We start from the raw sequence: 26,527 nt of genomic DNA on the forward strand, positions 1-26,527 counted from the left end.
AGGAGATTAGGGTTAGTTTCCATTAGAGTTAAAATTTCTTTTGAAAAGACGAGTTCAAATGCCTTGTGAATGAAAATTAAAGGCAAAAGCAGCTAAATTTTAGTAAAATAGAGATAAACAGTTAGTATCGCCCCTTTGTGGCCTTGGTTTAAACCTTTGTGACCTTTGTGGCAAAAAAAATAGTAAGCGTAATTAATAAAGTAATATGAGAAAAATAGGAATATTAGCCGCATTAGCGCTTTCCGTGAATCTTTCAGGATTTGCGCAGCAGCGATCTGAGCAAAATCATGCGGAGCGTTTTGAGCAATTGGGCACCATGCTTCGCAGCCCAAATGTTTATCGCACTGCATCAGGAGCACCAGGTCACATGTACTGGCAGCAGCAGGCAAACTACATCATCGAAGTAGAACTCAATGATGACAACCAATCCATCAAAGGATCTGAGAAAATCACCTATGTGAATAATTCCCCGGATCAATTGACCTACATCTGGGTGCAGCTGGAGCAAAATCAGCGTGGAAAAGATTCTGAAACTCCGAAAGGAACTGAATCAAGCATCAGCCCAAGAATGACTTTGACTCAGCTTCAGGGAATTCTTTGGCATACCGATGACTATGCTTACCAAGTGTTGGATGTAAAAGGAAAAGACGGTTCTCCACTTAAAGTAGCAGTCAATCAAACGATGATGCGAGTAGATCTTCCTACTCCCTTGAAGTCAGGCGAATCTTTTGAATTTGCAATTGATTGGTCATTCAATATTCACGACCGAACAGGTTTTATTGGTGGACGTCCAGGCTATGAATACTTTGCTGGAGATGGCAATTACCTCTATACCATGGCGGAGTGGTTTCCAAGAATGGCCGTTTACTCGGACTTTGAAGGCTGGCAAAACAAGCAATTCCTAGGTTCTGGTGAATTCGCCTTGGCTTTTGGAAATTACGAGGTGCATATCACTGTGCCGGCAGACCATATGGTCGGTGCTACAGGCGAACTCCAAAATCCAGAGGAAGTGCTTTCTTCCGCAGAACTGGATCGCTGGAATACTGCAAAGAAAACTTTTGACAAACCCGTAGTCATCCGAACTCAGGCTGAAGCAGAGAAGTTGGAGAAATCTAAAGCTACTGGCAAGAAGACTTGGAAATTCAAAGCTGAAAATGTCCGTGACTTCGCTTGGACTTCTTCCCGTAAATTCATCTGGGATGCCATGGCTGTAAAGCAAGGTGGTAAAGATGTAATGGCCATGTCTTATTATGCTAAAGAAGCTAATCCACTTTGGGGACAGTATTCTACCCGAGTAGTCGCTCATACGATCAAGTCTTATTCTGCACACACCTTTGATTATCCTTACCCTACTGCAATCTCTGTGGAGGCTGCCAATGGTATGGAATACCCAATGATTTGCTTCAATTATGGCCGTCCTGATTCTGATGGCACCTATTCCGAAGCGATCAAGAACGGGATGATCTCCGTGATCATTCACGAAGTGGGTCACAACTTCTTCCCGATGATTGTCAACTCGGACGAGCGGCAGTGGACTTGGATGGATGAGGGCTTGAATACCTTTATGCAATTCATGGCCGAGCAGGAGTGGGATCGCAATTATCCTTCCCGTAGAGGACCGGCGCACAAAATTGTGCCTTACATGAGAAGTGAGAAAAATCTCTTGGAGCCAATCATGACCAACTCTGAGAATATCATTCAATTTGGACCAAATGCATATGCGAAGCCAGCGACTGCTTTGAATATTCTACGGGAAACCGTCATGGGTCGTGAGCTATTCGATTATGCGTTTAAGGAATATGCAAGAAGATGGATGTTTAAGCATCCGACTCCGGAGGATTTATTCCGTACGATGGAAGATGCCTCAGCGGTAGACTTGGATTGGTTCTGGAGAGGATGGTTCTATGGTACGGAAGCGGTGGATATTTCTATCGAAAATGTGGCTTGGTACAAAATGGATAACCGAACTCCTTCCCAAAAAGCTGCAGATGAAAAGAAAGTGGCTGATCTGGAAGAGACTTACGTATCCCGATCCAAGAATATGACTGATATCAAAGAAACCTATGTGGAGGCAGATCCTGCAACCAAAGATTTCTATGCTACTTATAATCCTTTCCAGGTGACTCCAGCAGATGAAGAATCCTACAAGAAATTTATGGCTAGCTTAAGTCCAAAAGAGAAAGAACTCTTGAACAGCAACCTGAACTTCTACGAGGTTAAATTCAGAAATGAAGGCGGATTGGTGATGCCGATTATTCTAGAATGGCAATTTGCGGATGGTACTTCCGAGCTGGAAAAAATTCCTGTGGAGATCTGGAGAAAGAATGAAACCGAAGTGAGCAAAGTTTTTGCGAAGCAAAAAGAAGTGGTGAAGCTAGTCTTGGATCCGAATCGGGAAACAGCCGATATCGATGAGAGCAGCAACTACTGGCCAAGAGAAATGATGCCAAGTCGCTTCGAAATGTACAAGCGTTCTGGCGGAGTTCGTGGCGCAGCATCGGGAAGTAATCCGATGAAAGAAGCGAAGAAGAAGTAGAATTTTGTAGTCGACAGACAATAGTCGACGGTCCACAGCACAGGATGAAATCCTATTTTGGGTAAACGTTTAGTGTGGGAAGTATCAATCAAAAAAGCCGGTGGGAACGCCGGCTTTTTTGGTTTGAAACTGTTCTAAGGCTTGATTTTTTGTTAAAAAGGGCCAAAAATACCCAGAAATGGGTATTTTTTTTATGCTGTTTGAGCCTTAGGTTTAAAGAATTAAAAATTTAAATCTTATGAAAATACAAAAACACAAAAACACAAAAACACAAAAACCAAATTTTTAAATAGGCTGTTCGCAAAAGGTCTTATTTTGTCAATAGTCAGTATTAGTTTTTGGGCTTGTCAAGAAGAGATAACTGGAGATACAGATCCTTCTCTGGCTTCAAAAACAGAAAATGTATTGCTTGCCACCAATTCTATCAAAGATCAATTAGCTTCTAAAGTGGCTAAGAATATTGCTGCTAGTTTGGGAGATCCTATGGTTCTTGATTTTATGAAAGAAAAAGCAAATGAAAGATTCGATGGTGATTTTAACTTTTTGATTGAGAACACCAAAGATGAATCGCTTAATGTTGGTTTTGATGATGTCAACAAAAGAAGTAGAAGTTTTGGATCCATCGTCTCAGGCATAAACCTCAGTGATAAAAGACTTTCGGATACAGTAGATAGTTTTCTTGATTCTATTGCCAGGTTCCATCCTCTCTTGCAAGTCTTTGTTCCTGAATTTTCCGAAGAAAACTTCCGTACCCAAGGGACAGATTACCTTGTAGCGTATATTCCTCGAAAAATTAAAAATGGAGTTATTCCAGCTTATGATAAGAATGGAAATTACCATGAATTATCCAGCACCGAAATACCTGAAATCCCGGTTATTGTAATTAAGGAAAATGAAAGAGTGACCGCTATACCAAAAGGGAATAATGCCTCTAATAGGATTTTAGATTGCCCAATTCTTGCAGGAGCCATTTTTGAAAATGATTATAACTCCTACTATTACACCGAAGATGTTTACTATTCACAAAATCTCTGTATTGGAGGTGGCGGTCCTGTAGATGGGGCGCCAGTTAACCCTACTTGTGATCGAGATTCTAATTCTGGAAAGGATAGGCTTAACAGATTGAAATTTAATTCGATGCAGGATTTTCGAGATGTGAATGAATGGTTTGATGGGGGTCAAGAAATTGAGGTGACCATTACCTTTGCGATCTCTAATGGAAATATTTCTAGCGTAAAAAAGTTCTGGACTGGATCAGATAGTGATTTCAAAGATTGTGGATTATTCAATTGTAACACCCAATGGTTTTACCTAGGAAATGCGGAAATCGTCACATGGAATCCTACAACCTATGGTGATGCCATGCTTTATGTCTGGATAGAAAAGGATCCAGGAGACCCGATAGAGCTATCAAACACATTTTCATCTTCTTTTCCTGGAGTTGGTGGGGCACCAGGAACAAATTTTTCTACCACAGTAAAGCAAACAATTACGGATGAGGACGATGAGCTAGGTGAAGCCATAGTAGAATATTGTGATCAAACTACTGGAGATGGTAATGAATATAACTCTGTAGTTGGTAGAATTAGATTTAAAGTTAAACAATAAGCCAGTAAGGAGTGGCCTTAGGGTCACTCCTTATTCTTAATCTGATGAAAATACTTACACACATTTTCTTAATTCTATTATTTGTGGCAGGGGGGCTAAAAGATGTTTATTCTCAAAATTCCTTTGGTATTGAGTTTGGTCACAATTGGAAAAACGTCTCAGGGCGAGTCTATGAGTTTGATAGCATTAGGGTTATTCCAGATATTGGGGGAGAGGTCGGGGAAGGATTTGGTGGATTGTTTTATGAATATCAAGTTTCAAAAAGGGTTTCAATCCACAATAAATTGAACTATGGGTATCGATTCTCGCAATATGAAAGCTATAACAAGGAAACATCCTGCAGATTCTGCCCAGTTTCTACATACAAAAGCGTAAGAACTAATACCTTATCGTTTGAATTTTTACCTCAGGTAAGCTTAGTCAAAACAACAAATTTCAAGTTAAATCTATTTGGAGGAATAAATGCTGCTTTAAATTTTGAGTTAAATCAGGAGCAGGTGACAATTGAAAACCAACCTGGACTTTCAGAAGTTTTCAACTCCTTAAATAACGTTATCCAGCCCGTCAGCTTTGGTCTCGCATACGGAGCTTCGATAGAAATCTGGAGGATCCTATTTTGGGCAAAGGTGAATCCACCTGCACGCTTCACTAATTCCATCGAAATCTATGATCAAGAATATGACTTTGACAACTCTTGGGGTTTTGTGTCCTTTTCCGTAGGCTATAAATTCTATAGTCTCAAACGAAAGAAGAATAGTGGAGTGGAGAACTAAGCTTCGGACTTAAAATTGAAAAGCCGACTTGAAAAAGTTGGCTTTTTTGCTTTTCCTGTTTAAGCCATGGACTTCTGGTAGCCCGAGTTTTTGCTGTTCTGCTGTTCAGGATTTGAAATCCTGAACCTCGATCGGAGGATTTTCAATCCGAACTAGATGAACTTAACTGTTGAGAATAAATAGCGTCAATCGAGTAAGTCCTTTTCTTAAAGTTCTCTTTAGAAATTTTCCGGAGGATGCTAGGCTCGAAATAATAGGTTATTTTTCAGTTAATTACTCAAAACCTAAAAAAGAAAATGAAACGCATTACTTACCTATCAGCTCTTTGCTTTGTATTTGCCTTCTTTTTGAGTGCGAATCTGTTTGCTCAAAAAAGAGATATCTACGAATTAAAAACCTATCATATTACTTCAACTGCCCAAGAGGCGATGCTGGATAGCTACTTGGAAAGAGCTTTTATTCCGGCAGCTCATCGACTTGGAATTGCAAAAGTGGGCGTTTTCAAACCTGTCTCAAGCCAGGCAGATGCAGGACAAAAGGTTTATGTGTTTATCCCATTCAAATCATTGGATGAGCTCGCTGCATTTGAGAATAAACTTCTAAAAGATCAAAAGTATCTGACTGATGGAGCTGCTTATGTAAATGCTGCTTTTGACAACCCTCCTTACAAGCGAATAGAAACTTCGATTTTGCAGGCTATGACTGGTCAGCCGAAATTCATCGAATCTACGCTCACTGGTCCGAAGAAAGATCGAATCTATGAACTGAGAAGCTACGAAGGACCTACGGAAAGACTTTACAAGCAGAAAGTGAAGATGTTCAACTCCGGTGAGATGGACATTTTCACGCGATTAGGATTCAATGCTATTTTCTACGCAGAAACCATCTCCGGAGCGAATATGCCAAACCTAGTCTATCTGACCACCCATGAAAACATGGAAAAAAGAGATGCCAACTGGAAAGCTTTTGGCTCAGATTACAAATGGGTAGAGATGAGAGATATGGAGGAGTATAAGAATACCGTATCCAAGAACGATACCCGATTACTCTACCCCACAGATTATTCCGATTTCTAGAAAGAGATTTAAAGCCGGTGTAAAAGCTGGCTTTTTTGGCTAACCACTGGCCAAACGCCTCAATCTATTGCTAAAAAGTGCTAAAAATACCCAGAAATGGGTATTTTTTTTTGCTCTTAGAGCCTTAGGTTTAAAGAATTAAAAATTTAAATCTTATGAAAACACAAAAACACAAAAACACAAAAACACAAAAACACAAATTTTTGAATGAATTAGTGTTCAGATATCTTATTTTTTCCTTGGTTACTTTTTGGATGTGGGGCTGTCAAATGGAAATTCTCGAAGAGAGTCTTCCTGAAACAGAAACAACCGTTCAAGCCGAAGGGCTTTTTCAAGTACAGTCTGTAAACAAAACGCTGCTCAATTCTCTCGGCAAGAAAATGAGTAAACAAACAGGATTCAATGTGATTGAATCCGCCCAACAAAGAGCGCTGTCAGACTTTATATTTGATCTTGACGCTTCCCTTCTTACTACTGATACTTTAAACCGGCGAACCTACACCGTTCCTTTTCTCGAAAAAGGGGATAATTACAGCACCTTTAATCTGGTGATGGTTGCTGACAGTGTGGACAATGTATTGGATCAGTATGTTTTAGAATATTCATTTGACAGTATCCAATACCAAACTTACCAGCAAACCAACGATCTATTATCAGCTGGAGTGACCATCAACCGATTTCCTTTTTCTAGTTTTTTTAATGATTCCAGCCCAGGCTTTCTCGAGCGATGTGATGGGGTTTATGATGCCAATGGAGATCCTATCACTTGTGATCAGGTGACCATAGACTATGGATCTGGAGGAGGTGGAGGAGAAGGTTCGGGAGGAACAGCTTGGATTACGCCGGGAGGTTCCACTAGTGGTGATGGTGGCTCCACAGGCTCAGGTAGTGGGTCATCAGGGTCGGGTAGCCCATCTTCAGGAGGTGGATATGGAGGTACCTCGTGTAGTTGGACGTTTACAACTGAAGTTGTAGGGCATAATTATGGTGGAAGCTATTGCGAACCTGATCAAGAAATTACAGTCCTAGTTTTAACCATCACATGTGGTTCAGATCCGTATAGCCGAAAAAACAATGCTCCAGAAGGGCTGATGACCTGCATGGATTGCAGTGTTTCTGATTTTGGTTCTCCTGCTTTTACAAAGACTCGGAACGCTGTTTATATAGACAATATACTTTCGGATTTTGCACTTACAGATTGGCACATGGCCTATCTGAGTGATATTAAAAATAATGTCTTCGCAGATGAATATAGAGCATTCCTCCAAGCCCAAGCCAACCTAGACCAAAAGGCGGCCTTTATTACGTTGACTGCACAAATGGAAGGTGTTTTGACTGGTCAAATGACTCAGAATTTTGCGCGATCTATTGATAATTTGGTGGCTGCGGATCTTTCGAATCCCGCAATTTTCCATTTATTCAGCACCTACTTTTCAGCAAGAGCAGCATTTCTTAAACTAAGTAACCCTCAAAAATATTATAAGAATCCTAGCGGCAACCTAAATGATCCTAATAATATAAATGGGTTGGTTCTTTTCTATGATACATTTAGTGAGGCCCTCCACTGGACTCTAGATGTTATTGGTCTTGTTCCATTTTTAGGGGAGCCGGCAGATTTGTTGAGTGCAGGGTTTTATGTTCTTGAAGGGGATGGTGTTAATGCCACTATTTCACTAGCATCAACAATCCCAATCTTAGGAACGGCTACTTCCGGCACAAAAATGGTCATGAAAATAGTAGCATCTGATATTCAAACTAAACAAACTATTAGGTGGATTGTTGGTGCAGATGGAACTATTACTTTTGGGACTAATAAGCTAAGAAAAATGTTTCCTGAAATATTGACTAGTGAACATGCTCATCACATAATTCCAAAAGAAGAAATAATTCAGCGTCATCCAGTGGTTCAAAGAGCTGCAAGATCTCAGAATGCATTTCATTTACATGATCGACTTAATGGATTACCAGTTGAAGCTAGTAGAAATACAAATCATCCAGATTATACTAACCTTATTTACAATAAATTGCAACAAATTAATAGTAGTAGAAATCAAAATAAATCAAATGAATGGTTTTATGATCAATTAATGATTTTCATCGAAGAAGCAAAGGCTGCTATCAATGCTACAAAGGAACCTATTAATAAGATTACCTTCTAATGAATTACTTTGAAATCAAGACGTATACTCCCCGAGGAGGAAAAGGAGAATTCATAAAGGATTATCACTACATCGGATCAGTTTTAAGCGAATCATTTCTTGGAAACCTCAATCCCTATGCAAAGATTGATATCCACCCTGTAATTCCAACCGTGGAGATCGGGGCAGGCTATTCCATTCCTGACATCCTAATACCTGGTGGCCCTATTTCTGGGAGATTTATTTTGTCCTCTTTATTGAAAAAAATCTTAGATAGTTATGGCGCAGAAAGGTTAATTCAATACTTTCCAATTAAAATAATTCAAGAAGGAAAGTCATTTAATGATTATTGGATTACTCAATTTCTATCTTTTGACAATAGTCTTCTAGATTTTAGTAAATGTGTTTTCACTGAAAAAATCACTATTTATGAAAGCAATGGTTATGTAATAACTAAACGTACTACTCAAAATCATGAAAGGACTTTTGAATCTGAGGAAGAACTTTCTAATCGAATGGATGAGCTTTATGAAGAAGGTAATTCAATTTCTTATAAAAATCTCTATATCTATGACTCTTGCAATCTAGATATCGTTCTAATTGAAGATAATTTGTGTCAGGGTATTATCGTATCTGAAAATCTCAAATCTAAATTGGAGCAAATTGATTTCAAAGGTATCGAATTCAAACCTCTGAAAATCCCCGATGAAGAATGGTACGGTCCAAATGGACTCCGAAAGCAGTTCTATAATTAATGCGGAATCCAGCCCAGAGCTTTTTTGGGCTGGATTTTAAAATATCAACCTACAAACAATCCAGTCGTCCAAAAAGCAGCTGAATGGGGTTTTCACATGAATGAATCCTTAAATGGCATTCCTGTTATAAAATCGAGAAATCAACCTAATCATAACGTTTACAATAATTATATTGAACAAAAACTTAATTTCATTCAAAAGAATTCTCCAGCTGACAAGTGGCATAAGGAATTAGTAATACTTATTAATAAAGCCAAAGCTGCAATTGAGTCAACGGATGTTCATTTAGACTTAATTACTTTTCGATGAACTATTACCAAATGTTACATGCTCCTTTGGATTTAATCAAAAAGTATGTTGAAAAATGTCATGTAAAAGATCCGAGATTTATTGGGCAGCATGACAATCACTCAATGATGGAATTTGAACCAATAATTTCAGATATCATCTTAAATGAAGGACAGAGGATTCCCGATTATTTTTCAGCCGGAGGCATGCTGTCTCCTAGAAAAATAGTCTCTACCCGCCTTAAATCTTTGTTAGAGAAAAACAGTGAGATGGAATGTATTGAATTTTTCCCGATTACACTTTTTCAAAGTAAGGGGAAAGTTGAAGGTTATTGGATTACAAATTTTGTTTCTTTTTCGGATGAATCTTTGGATTTTGAAAGAAGTACTTTCCATGTGATTACAAATACACCCATAAAAAATAAATACGGAGTTTATATAGATTCTTCTAGCAATTCAGAAATTCTAAAATTCAAGAATTTATCCGAATTTCTTCAAATACAAAAGGAAGGTTGGGGAATTGGAGTTGTAATTAATTCTGATAAACTATGGATAAAAGATTCAGAGAAACGGCCTCTTTTGCTATTTGATAAAGTACCGGTTCTCGATATAATAGTCTCAGAGGACTTGAAAAAACATTTAGAGAACTTTGGTTTTCAAGGCATTGAATTCAAACCTCTAGAAATGCCAGACGAAGAATGGTACGGTCCAAATGGACTCCGAAAGCAATTTTATTAATAATATGGAATCCAGCCCGGATTTTTTTGGGCTGGATTCCCTTTCCAAAAAAGAAGCTTATGCAACGAAATACTTGGCCTAGTCTGGAAGAATGGGTAGAATCTGAAAAAGATCTCAAGGAAAAAATAACTGAACTCTATGAATCCGACCGTCCTGCAGAAGAGCAAGCTCGGGAAGCCCTCCACTATCTAGTTGAACACTATGAATTGCCTCAAACTCCTATGGATATAGAAGATCGGGAGTGGGAGGATGCCGGTGATTCATTTTACCTGCCGATTTCGATGTTTGAACAGATTGCCCAGCTTCGGTTTGTAGAGCCTGAGAATAACGATCCCCGGTATTTGGTGCTCAACTCAGCCTATTTGATCAAGCACAAGCTTCATATTGATATGTCTCAGGAGCTGGGGGAGTTTTTGGGTGAAGAGGATCTTCAAGGTTTAGGTTATCGAGGCGAAGACATCTTGGAAGCGGAGCTGATTCCTGTCAAAAAAGGAGAAAGTTGGGCTGATTTAGGGTGTCGCTTTTTTGCCAAAGAAGTGGTATGAACTATTCAAACGGTTAGTAGATAGAGCCGGTGGAAATGCCGGTTTTTTCTATGTTGTTCCTTCACCGATTTCCAACGGCAGCTATCGGAAACCTTGATACTGGCATCTTATCCAAAAAAAGAAAATCTTACTACCCATTAACCTTTCTCACAATCCCCTCAAAAATCCGTACGCCAGTTTCAATCAATTCATCCGGAAAATCATAAGTTCCCTCATGCAATTGGGGACAATCTTCTCCTGCCCCTAATCCAAATAAAAACGCCGGACATGCCTGAGAAAAAAGCCCAAAATCCTCTGACCAACGAAAAGGTTCTTGCTTTTCCGTCAAACTAAGCCCAAGATTTTGAGCAACTTTTTCCACTATGTTGTAAAGCGTAGGATCATTAACCGAGACGGCAAATTGCTCCACAAAGCCGAAGTCGACTTTCAGGCTTTCCGAATTGGCTACTGCAAGGGCCTTTTCCTTTACCTTTTCAATTAATCCATCCAAATCCTGCTGATCAAAAGCCCGTAAGGTCATGCTCAGACTCCCTTTTCCCGCGCTCGTTCCGAAAGCTAAACTTCCCAGTTCAGCATGAATGAGCGTAAGCAATGCAAATCCTTTTGACTGCTTGGCCAGCCTGGGCAATTCTTGAATTAGCTCAGCCAATGCCTTAGCTGGGTTAATTCCAGCCTCAGGATGCGCAGAGTGGGAGGTTTTGCCGGTCAGAGAAATGGTCATTCCAGTGCTTCCCGCCGCAAAAGTTCCCTTTCGCATCACAATCTGATGCATTGGGTAACCCGGTAGATTATGCAGGGCAAAGGCAAAATCAGGACTGATCTGCTTAAATCTGGGATCTGCTAAAATTGCTTTCGCACCATCTCCTGTTTCCTCCGCAGGTTGAAAGAGAAGAATGACTTCCCCAGATTCAGGCCTATTTGCTGCTAGTTTTTCTCCTAATCCGCAGATAATTGTCATATGACCATCGTGTCCGCATAGGTGCCCTTTACCTAAAATCTGGCTTTGGTAAGGACTTTTCTTCAGATCCTCGATCGGCAATGCATCTAATTCACATCGGAATAGCAAGCGTTTTCCAGGCTTCTCTCCTTTGAAAATAAAGGCTAATCCCGTTCCTCCAAGCTGTGTAATGATATGATCAGGGTTCAGTGCTTGAAAAAATTCTAAAATCCGTTCTGCTGTTTGGTGTTCTTCAAATGCAACCTCAGGCTGTCTGTGGAGGCTTTTTCGCAAGTCGATCAATTCGGATAGGGGCATAAAATATTTTTTCTTTTCCCAAATGTAAAGTCCTAAGCTTCAGTTGGAATCATTTTTGAGTAAAAATTCCTGATCAAACTGCTGAACTTTTTCAAGTTTGATGACTATTTTAAACTTTCATTACCCACCAAAACAACCAAATCATGAGTGAAATCCAACAGAACGAATTGCGAGCTCAAATTGAGCAATTAAGATCTCAACTTACTGGTGATATGTTTGCCGATATGGAAACAAGAGATAAGATTCACAACCTTGAAATGCAACTGAATGGTACCAAGCCAGGCGGTCAATACATCGATTGTGTAGGCTGCGGTAGTTAATTCTAAGATTTTGTCGCGCTATTTTATCATTTACAAACCTTTTGGGGTAGTTACCCAATTTAGCGGAGAGGAGCCGACACTGGCTTCTCTTTTTGCTTTTCCCAAGTCGGTCTACCCAGTCGGGAGATTAGACAAGGATAGTGAGGGATTGCTAATCATCACCGATGATAAATTTTTGAATAATCAATTGCTCAATCCTCGATTTGGACATCAGCGAACCTATTATGCACAAGTGGAGGGCGTACCAGAAACTGAAGCCTTGAAGCGGTTGGGCAAAGGTGTTACCATCAATGTAGATGGCCGAGATTATGAAACCAAGCCTGCGATTGCAAAACTGTTAGATCCGATTCCTTCCTTACCGGATCGGGATCCACCGATTCGATATCGGGCGACAATTCCCGATACCTGGATTTCTCTGACTTTGATTGAGGGTAAAAACCGACAAGTACGAAAGATGACTGCTGCAGTCGGACATCCCACACTTCGACTGGTCAGATGGTCCATGGAAAAAATCACGATTGAAGGCTTTGAAGTCGGCGAAGTTCGTGAAATGGATCAGGAATCGGTTTATCATAAGTTGGGTTTGACGGGCTTCCGAAAAACTGGAGGAGGAAGGAAGTTTTAGGCAACTTTTTTCAACACAGAGACACAGAGCACGCTGAGAATACCACAGAGATAATTGGTACCATTGGTTAGTCATTCACCACTCTCTTTAAGCCATCTACCAACTTTGGCACATTAAAATTAATTAGCAATCCAAGTCTGAACCCCCCTAGTCTCAAATAGGTAAGTGTTTGAGCTAAATGAATATTTGCCAATTCCTCAACTGCTTTAATTTCTATAATGATTCTATCTTCAACCAAAAGATCCAATCGATAGCCAGCTTCGAGTTTAATACCCTTGAAAACAACAGGCAAGGTGACTTGGGTCTCTACTTTTAAATTTTGAGTTCTTAACTCATGTGCCAAACAAAATTCGTATGCACTTTCCAATAAACCTGGCCCAAGTTGCTTATGTACTTCAATTGCTCCGCCGATTATTTTTGAGGTAATTTCATTTTCATTCATAGGAACTAAACTAACAACTATTTAGAATTTCTGATATATAGTTGATAATGAATTGTGTAAAAACAACTTTCTCTGTGAAACCTCAGTGCTCTCTGTGGCTCTGTGGTAAAGAAATTCAGTGCCACAAATAATTCAAGCCTTAATAATTAGGTTATAAAAGTGTCCTAAATGTCTTCCTCTTAAAAAATCATAAAATTCCCTTAGAAATCAGGCTTTACCGCTTGGAAGATTTAAGATTGTTGGTTGGAGCAAAAACTCCTATTTTAGAGCTCGAATACTAATCCAAAACGATTCATTCCATGTATCAGGAAAAAATAGCAGATGTAATTCAGGAAGTAAAGAAAGTAATTGTCGGTCAGGACAAAATGGTCAATCGACTCTTGATTGGTCTTTTCACCAATGGACACATTTTATTAGAAGGTGTACCAGGCTTGGCAAAAACACTGACTGTAAATACACTGGCAAAAGTTCTTCACTTAGATTTTAACCGAATCCAGTTTACCCCGGATTTGCTTCCGGCCGACTTGATTGGAACGATGATTTACAATCAGCAAAACGGAAGCTTTGAAGTGAAAAAAGGCCCGATTTTTTCCAATTTGATTTTGGCTGATGAGGTGAACCGATCTCCGGCTAAAGTGCAGTCAGCACTTTTGGAAGCCATGCAAGAGAAGCAGGTAACCATCGGAGAGACCACATTTATGTTGGATCGTCCATTCTTAGTCTTGGCAACCCAGAACCCAGTAGATCAAGAAGGGACATATCCATTACCTGAAGCTCAGGTCGATCGATTTATGATGAAAGTGCACATTGACTATCCAAGCAAAGCAGATGAAATGGAAGTGATGCGAAGAATGGCAAATATGACTTTTAGTTCAGAAGTGAATGCCATGCTCACCAAACAAGACGTATTTGATATCCGAAATGAGATCAATGCAGTGAAAATGGCGGAGCCTTTGGAACACTATATCATAGAGTTGGTATTTGCAACGAGATTCCCTGTTCAATACGGTTTGAAGGATGAAGCGAAATACATTCAGTTTGGGGTATCTCCTAGAGCGAGTATCAATTTAAACTTGGCATCCAAGGCTGTTGCCTACATGGATGGACGGGATTATGTATTACCTGAGGATATCAAAGAGATCGCAGAAGATGTGCTGAATCACCGGATTATTTTGAATTATGAGGCAGAAGCTGATGGAATCAATACGCGGGACCTTGTAAAAATACTCTTGGAAAAAGTGCCGATTAATAAGTCGGTAACATTGAAGTAACATAAAAACATGGTTTAAAGGGCTGCTACTGAAGCAGCCCTTTTTTTATGTCTTTTTTATTAATTCAATATTAAATTCTGTTCTGAATTTTAAAAAAAGCATAATTCAGATAATTCTTTTGGGGGTATTTATTGCGCCACATTTGTATCATCAAATAGTGCAAAACCACTAGTTCAATAAATATCCAATGAAAAAAGTAAATTCTATTTTAATGATTTTCGCTGCTTCCCTGATAGGGTTCACGAGCTGTATTGAAGGAAATGATAAACCAGTTATCGATACAGACTTAGATAATAATAGCAGTGTTTTGGTGAATTCAAACATAACTTCAAACACCACTTGGACTACAGGAAAAACCTATGTCCTATCAGGAAGAATTTCTGTTACTTCAGGAAATACATTGAAAATCGAACCAGGAGTTGTCATCAAAGGTGAAGTAGGAACTGGCTCAAATGCCACAGCATTAGTGATCGCAAGAGGAGCTAAAATTGATGCACAAGGAACTGCTTCATCTCCAATTATTTTTACTACCGTGGCTGACGAAATCGTACCTGGGCAGATCGCTTCTCCTAATTTGGAGCCAAACCTATCAGGTCTTTGGGGAGGATTGATCATTCTTGGAAATGCAAAAGGTTCTTTTGCTGGGGATGTTACAGAAATTCAAATTGAAGGTATTCCGCCTTCCGATACTAACGGACTTTACGGAGGTTCAGATGACACAGATAATTCAGGTGTAGTGAAATATATATCAATCCGTCACGGAGGTGCAAACATCGGAGAAGGAAACGAAATCAATGGTCTTACACTAGGTGCAGTTGGTTCAGGAACAGTTATAGAAAATGTAGAAGTGATTGGCAACCAAGATGATGGAATCGAATGGTTTGGTGGAGCAGTAAATGTGAAAAATGCGATCGTATGGAATCCTGGTGATGATGGAATGGATACCGATCAAGCTTGGTCAGGCACTTTGGATAACTTCATTGTGATTACTGGATCTGAAACAGATCACGCCTTAGAAATTGATGGTCCTGAAGGTTCAGCTATTGCAGGTCACACACTGAAGAATGGTACTATCAAAGGTAATAATACTGCGGAGTTTGGTGATTTTAGAGATGGAGCCAGAGGGACTTTTGAAAATCTTTATTTCTTCAATTTTGCTGATCCGGCTACTACCGAAGGAAGAGGAGACTTGTCTATATCTGGTGATAAGTCAATCGCAAACTTCGCTGATGGCTCACTTAAATTCATCAAGTTAGAAGCTACGCTAGCCCAAGGGGTTTCACTTAGCACAGTATTCAAAGGAGGAACAGTTGCTTCAGCTACAGAAGTGGCTGCTGAAGCAAACACAGTAGGAGCAAATAAGGCTGCATTCGCGACTTGGTCTTGGGCTGCAGTAAGTGGACAATTAACAGACTTAAAATAACGATTATTTAGTACAAAGGGGAGGAAGATCTCGCAAGGAAACTTCCTCCTCTTCTCTATTAAAATTCAATTGCTGTATGAAAAACAAATCAAACAAAGTATTCATGAAAAGGACCTTGGTTATCGTCCTAGTGGTACTTTCACAAATTATCGCAGGATTTGCATTCGCTCAAAAAGGAACCATCAGAGGAACCATTTTTGAGGAAGGAACTGGTGAGCCTCTATTTGGAGTCTCTGTTCTTGTCAAAGAAACCTCAACTGGTGCGATCACTGATTTTGATGGAAAATTTGAAATTCAAGTTGAACCAGGATCTTATACCCTTCAGATCTCTTACATTTCTTACGCCACTGTAGATCTTACTGGTGTAGAAGTGAAAGCAGGAGAAACAAATGTTCTTAATGACATTCTGATGGCTGAGGAAGCATCAGAACTTGAGACTGTAACCATTGCAGCATCTGCAATTCGTACTACAGAATCAGCATTGATGTCAGTGAAAAGAAATGCTGCTAATCTACTGGATGGTATATCAGCAAGCACATTCCGTCAAATTGGTGATGGAGACGCTGCTTCCGCTGTAAAAAGAGTTACAGGGGTCTCCATTGAAGGAGGGAAATACATTTACGTAAGAGGTCTTGGAGATCGATATACTAAGACTGTATTAAATGGAGTTGATATTCCAGGACTTGATCCTGATAGAAACTCTATCCAAATGGATATTTTCCCAACAAATGTGATCGATAATATCATAGTGTCTAAGTCGTTTACCGCAGAGCTTCCAGCTGATTTCACTGGAGGAGTTGTGGATATTGAGACCAAGGAATTTCCAGAAGAAAAATCAATGAAGTTGAGCTTGAGTGGTGGAATTAACCCTTCAATGCACTTCAACTCAAATTATTTGAAATATGATGGTGGAAATACCGATTGGTTAGGATTTGACAATGGTACACGCGCTATTCCAACTGATGGAAGAACTGACATCCCTCAGTATGGTGATGCAGTAGGTAATCCAAATGGACCAAAAGGTCAAGAGTATCAGCAGATCCTAGGAGGATTTAATAAAACCTTGGGAGGATACAGAAGTAATAGTTTGATGGATATGGGTTTGAGTTTCTCTTTAGGAAATCAAATCGCAAGATCAAGAGCAACTTGGGGATATAATTTTGCTTTCACTTATAAGAATGAGACAGAATTTTATCAAGATGCAGAATTTAACCTTTATGCTAAGCCAAGAGAGTCCAATGCTACTGAGCTTGAAGCTTTAGAAAGACAAAAAGGTGATTATGGAGTGAATAACGTATTGTTAGGTGGATTAGCAGGAATCGCTTTGAAGACTGATAAATCAAAATTCAAATTGAATTTCATGCACCTCCAGAATGGTGAATCAAAAGCCGGTGAGTTTGATTTCGTAAATACTAACCTAGGTGCAAATTTCGAAGCAAAACAATACAATCTTGAATATAGCCAGAGAGCATTGACAAGTATCCTATTGGGAGGAACTCATTACATTAATGGAAGAGACTGGGAAGTAAACTGGAAACTAGCTCCGACTAGATCTACCATTGAAGATCCGGATATACGATTCACAAGATTTAGAGTGCCTGAAAATACAATCTCTACTGAGGTAGGTCTTCCTGCTAGAATCTGGAGAAACCTTGAAGAGTACAGTGTGGTAGGTAAATTGGATATTGCTCGAGCAACATCTCTTTTCCAGAGAGAAGCTAAAGTGAAGTTTGGAACAAACTATGTTTTCAAATACAGAGACTTTGATATCCAAAGCTTTCAGTTTGCTACTGGTAATACTGTATTTACTGGGGATCCAAATGAAATCCTATTGGATGAAAACCTTTTTGCCGCAGATAATAGAAACGGAGTAAGATACAATGCGGATTTTATTCCAATCAATCCTAATAAATATGAGTCATTCGCGACTAATATTGCTGGATATGGATCCTTGGAAACGAATCCTGCTGCAAACCTGAAAGCTATTGTTGGTTTGAGAGTGGAGCAATTCAACCAATTCTATACTGGAACCAACCAAACTGGAACAATCAATTATGATTTGGTTACCATGTTGGATGATTTGGACTTCTTTCCTACTGTCAACTTGATATACAATTTGAAAGAAAAGCAGAATTTGAGATTCTCTGCGTCTAGAACTATTGCCAGACCATCTTTCAAAGAATTGTCATATGCTGAAATTTTAGACCCAATCACTGGAAGAACCTTTATCGGGGGACTTTATCCAGAGACTACCAATGGAGGTTCTGAAGTGCTTTGGGATGGGAATTTGGTTTCTACTCGAATCAATAATTTTGATGTGAGATGGGAAGCATTCCAGGAAAGAGGTCAAATGTTCTCTGTGAGTGCATTCTACAAAACATTTGATAAGCCGATTGAAATGGTTCAATTCCTTTCTGATCCAGGTGCATTCCAACCAAGAAATGTGGGAAATGGAACAGTCGCTGGTTTGGAGTTTGAGTTTAGAAAGTCATTGAAATTTATTGCTCCAAAACTTGAAAACTTCAATTGGAATACGAACGTGACTGTGACGAACTCTCAGATCAAAATGTCTGAATCAGAATTCAGATCAAGAACTTTGACAGCTAGAGAAGGACAGGAAATAAAAGATACTAGAGATATGGCAGGTCAAGCTCCATACATTATCAATACAGGTTTGAGCTACCAATCATTTGTGAATGGTCTTGAAGCGGGTGTATTCTATAATGTTCAGGGACCTACTTTAAACCTTGTAGGTTTCGGAAACAGAACAGATACCTACACTGTTCCTTTCCATAGCTTAAACTTGAATATCAATAAATCCTTTGGTGCAGATGAGCGGATTCAAGCTGGATTTGGTATCCAAAATATGCTGAACGACAAAAGAGAATTGGTATTCCAGTCTTACGAGGCTCAAGACCAAATCTTTACAAGATTAGCTCCTGGGGTGAAAATGACATTTAGAGTGGCATTCTCATTCTAATCAATAGTACAACCACAGTGAAAATGGCCCCCAAGCAGTTGGGGGCTTTTTTTATGTCAATTGCTTAATAATCTCTGAATGATTTGGGAAATCCTGAAGTAATTCTTCTGGGCCGAAAAGCTTAAAATCTTTGAAATCAAATCCTGGTGCGACGACACAGGAAACTAAAGCATAACCATTTTGCTCTTCAATGCTGCTGCCAAAAATTGTATTCGCCGGAACAAGATGATAAGGTTTGGATTTTTCGGAAAGCGGACCAAGTTCCAATTTTTCATGGCCTTGATTATTTAGCAAATGAATAGTCAAGCAACTTCCTTCATGAAAATACCAATGCTCGTCGCTTCTTATCCTGTGAAACCTACTCACGCGATCAGCTGTCAATAAAAAGTAGATAGAGGTCATCAGGTTTCTATCGCCAGCCTTTGTGGGAATCGATTCCTGAGAATGGTAAGTTTCTTTATAAGACCCACCCTCAGGATGCGGCAAAAGCTCAAGATTTTGTACAAGGAAATTGACTCGATCCCCGTTTCCCATGCTAGATCAGGAATAAGACTCAATCAAAATATCCACGATTCGCTCAGCCGTTTTCCCATCCCACATTGGAATTCCTTGATACTGCTTCCAGGTACCCGCCATGATTTTTTCGAGGTATGGCTTAAGCTTAGCGGGATCAGTTCCAGCGAGCTCATTGGTACCCAAGTGTATGGTTTCGGCTCTTTCTGTATTGTCTCGAAGCGTGACACAAGGAACATTCATCACAGAAGCCTCTTCAGTAATTCCTCCTGAATCAGTGATTACACCTTTTGCATTTTTGACTAGGTAGTTGAACTCCAAATATCCCAAAGGATCGCTCATAAGTAGATTTGGAGCATCTATACCAAGGGATTGTAGATTTTTTGCTGTTCTTGGATGAACAGGGAAAATAATTGGGAGACCTTTAGTTCCTTCTAAAATTGCATCAATCATGGCTTTAAGCTTATGCTCTTGATCCACATTTGCAGGGCGATGCATGGTCATTACGAAGTATTGACCCGGTTCTAGATTTTCAAAAATTTTGCCTTCAGGCTTTTGAAATCTAGGCATCTGAGCCATTAGCGTATCGATCATTGTATTCCCCACATAGTGGATTTTGTCCTCTGCAAAACCACTTTTTCTCAAGTTGGCATTAGCAATTTCTGAGGTGGTGAAAAAATGATCCGTAATGCTATCTGTTACCATTCTGTTGATCTCTTCAGGCATGGTCAAGTCTCCGGAGCGAATTCCGCCTTCCACATGGGCAACATCGATTTGAAGCTTTTTTGCCGCTATAGAACAAGCTAAAGTGCTAGTTACATCACCGACAACTATCACAATGTCAGGGCGATTTTCCAGAAGTTCTTTTTCGAAAGCAACCATGATGGCAGCAGTTTGCTCTGCTTGTGTACCACCACCACCACCAAGATTTGCATCTGGTTCAGGAATATTAAGTTGCTCAAAGAAGTCTCCAGACATCTTTTTATCATAATGCTGTCCGGTGTGTACAAGTCGAAAGTTTACATCAAACCCCTCTTTTTGTTTTTTCTGAAGTTGGTGAATGATGGGTGCAATTTTCATGAAATTTGGTCGTGCACCGGCGACGATAGTAAAAATAGCCATGTAAATTCTGTTAGTATGGTAAAAGTAACAAATTAAATTTTGGACTCTGTCCAATTTGCTCCCTTTTGTTTATTCTCTTTTGGATGGTTTTTCGTTATTTTGCAGTTATTCTTTTCCTCAATAGACAAAAAATAAATGGGTTTTAATAGTTGGCAGCGTGGTAGGACAGCCCTTGTTTTAATAATTTCACTTTTTGCTTTATCCTCCTGTTCAGATACCCTTGAATCTGAACGAGTCGTGTATTCTAATGATTTTTCCACACTTGATTTGGCAGGGTTTGAAAATGGAAAGCTTTTTGTATTCCAGAACGACACGGTGGCTGGTTTTTATCATAATGAGGAAATAGCAGTTAATCTAGACGACCTTCCGTCTCACAACCTATTAAAAATTACGATCGATATTCTGATTCATGATAGCTGGGATGGGAATCCTGATGACGGAATCGGAGGACCTGATTATTGGTTTTTTGGGATAGATAATGAAGAAATTTTCAGAACTACATTTTCAAATTCTCCTTGCGAATCCACATACTGTTTGTATCAATCTTATCCTGATTCATATTTTAGGCAAAATAGGCCGAAGACTGATGCAGTGAAGAGCAATATGCCGGGATTGTGTCTTTTTGGTGCCTTTGAAAATTATACTACCCGTTACAGTATTTCCAAAATCGTAGAACATCAGAATTCGAACGTGAGAATATACATGAATTCAGATCTTTTGGCGACGAACTCACCCGATCCCGTTTGCGACGAATCTTGGTCATTGGCAGGTATCACCGTTGAAGCTTTAATTTTGAAATGATGAATAGAAATAAAGTATTTAGTCTATTCCTCCTTGCATTTTTAATGTTTGGACTTCTTCCGAAAGTCTTTTCTCAGACTATTTCTTTGGGAACTCCAGTTTTGGATGACTACCTCCGACGAGCTCAACTTTTGGGAAATATTGATTCTACATCTTCTTTCATGATAAGGCCGCTATATCCTGTAGATGCATTTGGGGTGAAAAATGGCTTTGATTTAGACAGTTCAATAGTAGACTTTGATAATTCAGTTTTTCACAGAAGATTTGGTCCTGAAGGTCAAGTTAAATTCTTAACAATGCCTGCCACCTATCGATTGCAATACAATTCAACGTATGCATTCGGGGTGAATGATGGGGCATTTATTCCGAATCGGGGATTTCAAAATATAATTAGTGCAGGTGCCTATGCGGAATACAAGGGTTTTAGTTTTCAGCTCCAGCCAGAGCTGTTAATGGCTCAAAATAAGGATTACCTGGGATTCCCTATTGAGCACCAAGCGACGATTCTATTTTATTATGAGTACATGAATCGTATCGATACACCGGAACGATTTGGGACGGGAGCCTATAACAAGTTATTTATGGGCCAGTCAAGTTTACGGTATAATTTCAAAGAGTATTCGATCGGAATTTCTACAGAAAACCTATGGTGGGGTCCGGGCAGACGCAATTCTCTTTTGTTAGGAAATAATGCACCAGGATTCCTACATTTCACGGCTAACACCAGAAAACCAGTAGAAACAAAAATCGGATCATTTGAAGGCCAAGTCATTGCTGGATTTTTGAAGTCCTCTAGCTATTTGCCTCCATGGCCTGATTATAACATCCAGGAAAATCCAGTCTACATTCCAAAACAAGCTGATGGAAATAGATTTCTTTCTGGTATTGTATTTACCTATCAGCCTAAGTGGGTCCCGGGACTCTTTCTGGGATATGGCTCAACCAATCACCTTTATCGAGATGATATCACTGATTTTGCTGATGTGCTTCCGATTTTTAATGGTCGAAAAGGATCGGATAACATTTATGACCCAATCCGGGATAAGCGACAACAATTCAGCTCAGGGTATTTCAGATGGCTAAGTCCGGAAGGTCACTTTGAATTTTATGGGGAATACGGAACTAGAGGAAACAGCAGAAGATTAGGCGACTTCATAATTACTCCGGAGTCCGGAAGAGGATTTACATTCGGGTTTTCCCATTTGATGGATTTGAATAAACCTGGACACTATCTTCAGATCAGTTCAGAGATGACTCAGACCGGACAGACTATAAGAGATGATATCAGAAGCTTGAAGACTTGGTACATTCATGATCATGTCCGTCATGGTTACACTCATAACGGGCAGGTGCTTGGTGTAGGAAATGGGCCTGCAAGTAATCAGATCTTTGTGGAGTTTGCATGGGTTCACAAGATGAATCGAATCGGTTTTCAAGTAGAGCGAATCGTCTATAATCTGGACTTTTATTATTATCGATATGAAGCCTCTAAGGACTTTAGAAACAAATATGTGGATCTAGTCCCTTCTTTTATAGCAGATTGGCAATTTGGAAACATCTTGGTAAATGCGAGAATGCAATATGTAAATACACTGAACTACATGTGGTTTTTAGAAAATCAACCTGACCAATATTTTGTACCAGGTTATGACAGGAGAAATTTTGTAGGGCAGGTAGGGCTAACCTATTTATTCAAATAACTCTTCTTTAGACTATGATAGTAGAAAAAAACAAGGTTGTATCCATTTGCTATGACCTAAAAGTTGATAATGGTGAAACTGGAATGCAGCCTTGGGAAAGTGTGCCCGAGAATGCTCCCTTTATGTTTTTAATTGGAACAGATTCAGTTTTCCCGAAATTCGAAGAGGCCTTGATAGGAAAATCAGCGGGCGATTCCTTTTCGGTTTTTATTGATTTTGAAAATGCATACGGAGATTACTATGAGGAGCGGAAGACAATTATTCCAAAGTCTAATTTTAAGCAAGAGGGAAAGAAAAATCAGGATCTTTTAAAAGTAGGCAAAGTAATTCCAATGCAAGACGAGAAGGGCGGTCAAATTAAAGGTGAGATCATTAAAATTGATTATTTGGGTGTTCATATGGACTTTAACCCTCCTTTGGCGGGGTACGATCTATCCTTTGAAGGAAAAATTGTTGCCGTAAGAGATGCTGATCCTGAAGAGATTTCTCATGGGCATGTTCATGGTCCAGGAGGACACCATCATTAATTTCAATCAAATGCCCTATCTCAAATAGGGCATTTGTCTTCTGGGAAAATTCGGTTTAGGGATGGGATTTACTATTGAAAATATCTACACAATCCTATTCATTTTGACTTGAATGAATTAGCCTCTGTCAGAAGTTTATACTAGATTTTATGGACTCAAATATTTTGAGTGAATTTAAACTTGTCTAGTAGGGCGATTAAACATTGTCTTTAATGAGTCTTTGTGATGGGAGTCAATTTTTATTTTATGTATATCCGCAATTGCACCAGAAAAAGGTAAAAAGCGACTTAATGTCTGGTAAACACTAGCAAAGCTGGTACTTCCGTCATTGGTCTTCCAGCCTCGTAAGCAAAGAAAAAGAGGGCTCTGGCATCAATACGGATAATCAGATTTTATTTTATGTCTTTGCCAAAAGTTTTATAAGCTTGCTCAATTGCAAGAGATTTTAATCCTTCTATACGGGGAGATGGGTATAAGGCCAAAGCTTTGTTTAATTGCAAAGAAGCATCAGAAAAATATTGCTCATTAAAATGCAGTATCGCGTCATTGTAATATTGAAGACCAGCTAACTGGATCAATGACACTTTTCTAAAAATAGATCTATCCTCCAAAACCCTGCTAGGATCACCTAGGCGTTGATTTAGATTATAAAACGGAGTATTATTAGTAGGCTTGTAGGACTCCAGATAGGCGATAACTTGGCTATGCGAGGTGATCATACCTCCAACAGGAAGTGTACTTTCGAAAATGATGTTTCTACCATCAAAATCAATCACTATAAACACATGGTAATCGGTCTCAATAATTTCAAAATTAAATCCATATCGCTCAAGCAGTAGACCCAATGCTGCTGAACCACTTACGCAGTCAAATTTTCCTTCAGTCAACATTGCATTAAAAGAGGAGTGTTGCTCATATTTCTTGAAAAGATCCCGATGCGATTTTTCAAAAATACTCCTAAGCAGGGCGATAGAATTTCCCTTTTTGTTGTGCTTTTTGTCTAATTCTAAGGTCAGATTTACCCATTTTTCATCCGAAAGACCTACTTGAGCATGTACAGCCCTGAATAAATCGTAAGGCGATTCTTGGCCTTTTTTCCAATGTTCTTCCTCCGATACTGATTCAAACTTGATCTCCTCTAATTGATCCATCGCTTCCTGGGCAAAGGAAATAAACCCCTGCAGAAGTAAAATGAATGTAAAGAGAAGTGCTTTTTTCATGAATGGATAAATCCTTTGTTACCAAATTAATTTAAAATTAACAATTCGGTAACATTGAAACAAATATTTATCCAAAACTTAACATTGAGATAATTCTATCTATTCATGATGATAAGGTTCATTTCGAAGAATTGTAAATGCCCTGTACAGTTGCTCAATAAAAAATGGTCTGATCATCTGATGCGAAAAAGTCATTTTAGAAATTGATAATTTACCATTAGATCGTCTATAAACCGCCTCAGAAAAGCCGTATGGACCACCAATTACAAAAATAAGCTGTTTCAAACCTGAATTCATTTTCTTTTGAAGAAAGCTTGAAAAGTCGATCGATGAGTAACTTTTGCCGTGCTCATCTAATAAAATGAGATCATCTGAAGGAGAAATTTTTTTTAGAATTAATTCTCCTTCTTTTTCCTTTTGAAGTGATTCTGAAAGAGTTTTGGTGTTTTTAAGGTCTGGGATTATCTCCAGCTCAAATCGAATGTAATGTCCCAGCCTAGACTCATATTCTTTTATTAATTGAATGATCGAGGGGTGGTCTGTTTTACCTACGGCTATCAATTTGATTTGCATTGGGGGTGATTTTTCTGAAAGGATATACTTTTTTGTGATTGAAGATAAGGAGTATTCTTCCGCTTAACCAAGTTAAAAGCCGTTGTACATAAAATCTGCCTGAATTCTATGACTTAACAAATCCTTGAAAAACAATTGTTTAAACAAGGTGTTAGTATTGCCTAACCAAAACTATTTTCTATCATGAAAAAATTCACAAGCTTAATGATGATTGCATTGCTAGTTTTCGCATCATCATTTACCCCAAAAAATGACTCTGTTCACGAAGTAGAAGCAGACATCGTTGACCTTGCAGTTTCCACTGATTTCCTTTCTACCTTGGTAGCTGCTGTAAAAGCTGGAGATTTAGTAGACGTGTTGAAGGGAGATGGACCATTCACAGTTTTTGCTCCAACCAACGAGGCTTTTGCAAAACTTCCAGCAGGTACTGTTGAGAATCTATTGAAGCCTGAGAATAAGGCAAAATTGGTGGCTGTATTGACTTACCATGTCGTGCCTGGTAAAATTCTTTCTACAGATCTAAAGAATGGCCAAAAAGCAACCACAGTACAAGGAAGTGAAATCACTGTTACCTTGAAAGATGGAAAAGCTATGATCAACAACGCTACTGTAACTGCAGCAGATATTATGGCTGATAATGGTGTCGTTCACGTAATCGATACAGTTATCCTACCTCCAATGTAATTCGAATTACAACTCAAAAGAGAGGGCTGCCAATTGGCAGCCCTTTTTTATTTTATAAATTCTTTTCTACGGAGGATCGTCTCCATGAATTTTCGCTCATTGTCCGAATTGAAAATTCTAAATGGAAGGTGGATAAATTGTGCTTTGGAAAGGTATAATACAAATGCATCTTTTGTTACCTCTACTTTCTTAATCATATTCCATTGGACAGGCATTCCTTGCTTGGTATTGATTTTCATTAATATCTGGCGACTGTCGATTTCATAAGCCATCTTTTCAAAAATCACTTTGTTTTGCTCCATCTGAGTGACTCCGGTAAATTGGATTGCCCAAAAAAGGACATAAAGTCCATAGGCGATCAATGCACCAATAAACCACCAAATAGAAGGAATCCAGAAGTAACCTAAACAAATCGATAAAGCAATTGGTATTACCCACCATTGCTCTTTGATAATGCTGATCAGCCCCATTTTAATGTAAGTACCTGACTCTAATTTATATTTCTTAGTTTTTACAATCATTACTTTAAATTTTCAGACCGCAAATATCCACCTATCCTTGGGATTTAGCAAGCCGAAATAAATCATAAAAGAATCACCATATTAAAAACATTTC

General features: G+C 39.1%; 25 protein-coding genes. 18 read left to right on the forward strand and 7 right to left on the reverse strand.

What is annotated here, in order from left to right; translation table 11 throughout:
- Positions 1–205: 205 nt before the first annotated feature.
- The 9 genes from BVC88_RS01920 (at position 206) to BVC88_RS01960 (ending at position 10,456) form a co-directional block, all read left to right on the forward strand.
- On the forward strand, positions 206–2,536 hold the full coding sequence (locus BVC88_RS01920; RefSeq protein WP_075348951.1) for a M1 family metallopeptidase: 2,331 nt from the start codon (positions 206–208) through the stop codon (positions 2,534–2,536).
- A 315-nt stretch (positions 2,537–2,851) separates the two neighbouring features.
- A complete protein-coding gene (locus BVC88_RS01925; RefSeq protein WP_075348952.1) occupies positions 2,852–4,144 on the forward strand; it encodes a hypothetical protein in 1,293 nt (430 codons plus the stop codon).
- 44 nt (positions 4,145–4,188) lie between these two features.
- On the forward strand, positions 4,189–4,917 hold the full coding sequence (locus tag BVC88_RS01930; RefSeq protein ID WP_083638979.1) for an outer membrane beta-barrel protein: 729 nt from the start codon (positions 4,189–4,191) through the stop codon (positions 4,915–4,917).
- Positions 4,918–5,213: 296 nt separating this feature from the next.
- Positions 5,214–5,993 (forward strand): NIPSNAP family protein, encoded by a 780-nt coding sequence (locus tag BVC88_RS01935; protein ID WP_075348954.1) that lies wholly within the window; start codon positions 5,214–5,216, stop codon positions 5,991–5,993.
- A gap of 155 nt (positions 5,994–6,148) precedes the next feature.
- Positions 6,149–8,152: an AHH domain-containing protein gene (locus BVC88_RS01940; protein ID WP_075348955.1), complete on the forward strand. Its 2,004-nt coding sequence runs from the start codon at positions 6,149–6,151 to the stop codon at positions 8,150–8,152.
- On the forward strand, positions 8,152–8,886 hold the full coding sequence (locus tag BVC88_RS01945; protein WP_075348956.1) for a hypothetical protein: 735 nt from the start codon (positions 8,152–8,154) through the stop codon (positions 8,884–8,886). Before BVC88_RS01940 ends, BVC88_RS01945 begins: the two co-directional genes overlap by 1 nt.
- Before the next feature lie 24 nt (positions 8,887–8,910).
- The gene (locus tag BVC88_RS01950; protein WP_075348957.1) at positions 8,911–9,195 is read left to right on the forward strand and encodes an AHH domain-containing protein; all 285 of its coding nucleotides are present in this window, start codon (positions 8,911–8,913) and stop codon (positions 9,193–9,195) included.
- On the forward strand, positions 9,192–9,911 hold the full coding sequence (locus BVC88_RS01955) for an imm11 family protein (protein ID WP_075348958.1): 720 nt from the start codon (positions 9,192–9,194) through the stop codon (positions 9,909–9,911). Before BVC88_RS01950 ends, BVC88_RS01955 begins: the two co-directional genes overlap by 4 nt.
- 59 nt (positions 9,912–9,970) lie before the next feature.
- Positions 9,971–10,456 (forward strand): hypothetical protein, encoded by a 486-nt coding sequence (locus BVC88_RS01960; RefSeq protein ID WP_139316503.1) that lies wholly within the window; start codon positions 9,971–9,973, stop codon positions 10,454–10,456.
- 130 nt (positions 10,457–10,586) lie between these two features.
- Here the strand turns inward: BVC88_RS01960 and BVC88_RS01965 are convergent, their stop codons facing one another.
- Entirely contained in the window at positions 10,587–11,711 is a 1,125-nt protein-coding gene (locus BVC88_RS01965) for an amidohydrolase (protein ID WP_075348960.1), read from the reverse strand.
- A 143-nt stretch (positions 11,712–11,854) separates the two neighbouring features.
- On the opposite strand from BVC88_RS01965, the gene BVC88_RS21250 reads away from it, so the two are divergent.
- Together BVC88_RS21250 and BVC88_RS01970 are read left to right on the forward strand one after the other, a co-directional pair.
- Positions 11,855–12,031 (forward strand): hypothetical protein, encoded by a 177-nt coding sequence (locus BVC88_RS21250; RefSeq protein WP_175574360.1) that lies wholly within the window; start codon positions 11,855–11,857, stop codon positions 12,029–12,031.
- A gap of 7 nt (positions 12,032–12,038) precedes the next feature.
- Positions 12,039–12,656 carry a pseudouridine synthase gene (locus tag BVC88_RS01970; RefSeq protein WP_089153049.1) on the forward strand — a complete coding sequence of 206 codons (618 nt, stop codon included), beginning with the start codon at positions 12,039–12,041 and terminating at the stop codon, positions 12,654–12,656.
- A gap of 67 nt (positions 12,657–12,723) precedes the next feature.
- Here the strand turns inward: BVC88_RS01970 and BVC88_RS01975 are convergent, their stop codons facing one another.
- Entirely contained in the window at positions 12,724–13,098 is a 375-nt protein-coding gene (locus BVC88_RS01975; RefSeq protein ID WP_075348962.1) for a GxxExxY protein, read from the reverse strand.
- Between the two features lie 299 nt (positions 13,099–13,397).
- Between BVC88_RS01975 and BVC88_RS01980 the strand changes: the two genes are divergently transcribed.
- The 3 genes from BVC88_RS01980 (at position 13,398) to BVC88_RS01990 (ending at position 18,772) form a co-directional block, all read left to right on the forward strand.
- Positions 13,398–14,369, forward strand: a complete 972-nt coding sequence (locus BVC88_RS01980) for an AAA family ATPase (RefSeq protein WP_075348963.1) — start codon at positions 13,398–13,400, stop codon at positions 14,367–14,369.
- A gap of 187 nt (positions 14,370–14,556) precedes the next feature.
- Positions 14,557–15,792 carry a hypothetical protein gene (locus BVC88_RS01985; protein WP_075348964.1) on the forward strand — a complete coding sequence of 412 codons (1,236 nt, stop codon included), beginning with the start codon at positions 14,557–14,559 and terminating at the stop codon, positions 15,790–15,792.
- Positions 15,793–15,895: 103 nt separating this feature from the next.
- The gene (locus tag BVC88_RS01990; protein ID WP_075349422.1) at positions 15,896–18,772 is read left to right on the forward strand and encodes a TonB-dependent receptor; all 2,877 of its coding nucleotides are present in this window, start codon (positions 15,896–15,898) and stop codon (positions 18,770–18,772) included.
- Positions 18,773–18,823: 51 nt separating this feature from the next.
- Here BVC88_RS01990 and BVC88_RS01995 read toward each other — a convergent pair whose 3' ends face one another.
- Positions 18,824–19,306, reverse strand: coding sequence for a cupin domain-containing protein (locus BVC88_RS01995; RefSeq protein WP_075348965.1), 483 nt, complete (start codon positions 19,304–19,306; stop codon positions 18,824–18,826).
- A 6-nt stretch (positions 19,307–19,312) separates the two neighbouring features.
- A complete protein-coding gene (wecB, locus tag BVC88_RS02000; protein ID WP_075348966.1) occupies positions 19,313–20,407 on the reverse strand; it encodes a non-hydrolyzing UDP-N-acetylglucosamine 2-epimerase in 1,095 nt (364 codons plus the stop codon).
- Between the two features lie 135 nt (positions 20,408–20,542).
- On the opposite strand from wecB, the gene BVC88_RS02005 reads away from it, so the two are divergent.
- From BVC88_RS02005 to BVC88_RS02015, 3 genes are read left to right on the forward strand one after another with little or no spacing between them, the layout of a single operon-like run.
- On the forward strand, positions 20,543–21,208 hold the full coding sequence (locus tag BVC88_RS02005) for a hypothetical protein (protein ID WP_075348967.1): 666 nt from the start codon (positions 20,543–20,545) through the stop codon (positions 21,206–21,208).
- Entirely contained in the window at positions 21,205–22,908 is a 1,704-nt protein-coding gene (locus BVC88_RS02010; protein ID WP_317044958.1) for a capsule assembly Wzi family protein, read from the forward strand. Before BVC88_RS02005 ends, BVC88_RS02010 begins: the two co-directional genes overlap by 4 nt.
- 14 nt (positions 22,909–22,922) lie before the next feature.
- A complete protein-coding gene (locus tag BVC88_RS02015) occupies positions 22,923–23,435 on the forward strand; it encodes an FKBP-type peptidyl-prolyl cis-trans isomerase (protein WP_075348968.1) in 513 nt (170 codons plus the stop codon).
- 392 nt (positions 23,436–23,827) lie between these two features.
- On the opposite strand, the gene BVC88_RS02020 is transcribed toward BVC88_RS02015, so the two are convergent.
- Positions 23,828–24,655, reverse strand: a complete 828-nt coding sequence (locus tag BVC88_RS02020) for a hypothetical protein (protein WP_075348969.1) — start codon at positions 24,653–24,655, stop codon at positions 23,828–23,830.
- Between the two features lie 99 nt (positions 24,656–24,754).
- Complete coding sequence (gene rlmH / locus BVC88_RS02025; protein ID WP_075348970.1) at positions 24,755–25,228, reverse strand: 23S rRNA (pseudouridine(1915)-N(3))-methyltransferase RlmH; 474 nt, start codon at positions 25,226–25,228, stop codon at positions 24,755–24,757.
- A gap of 183 nt (positions 25,229–25,411) precedes the next feature.
- Between rlmH and BVC88_RS02030 the strand changes: the two genes are divergently transcribed.
- On the forward strand, positions 25,412–25,912 hold the full coding sequence (locus BVC88_RS02030; protein WP_075348971.1) for a fasciclin domain-containing protein: 501 nt from the start codon (positions 25,412–25,414) through the stop codon (positions 25,910–25,912).
- A 47-nt stretch (positions 25,913–25,959) separates the two neighbouring features.
- On the opposite strand, the gene BVC88_RS02035 is transcribed toward BVC88_RS02030, so the two are convergent.
- Positions 25,960–26,433, reverse strand: coding sequence for a YcxB family protein (locus tag BVC88_RS02035; RefSeq protein WP_075348972.1), 474 nt, complete (start codon positions 26,431–26,433; stop codon positions 25,960–25,962).
- Between the last annotated feature and the right edge of the window lie 94 nt (positions 26,434–26,527).

It is taken from the genome of Algoriphagus marinus (assembly GCF_001936475.1).
Classification (GTDB): Bacteria; Bacteroidota; Bacteroidia; order Cytophagales; family Cyclobacteriaceae; genus Algoriphagus; species Algoriphagus marinus.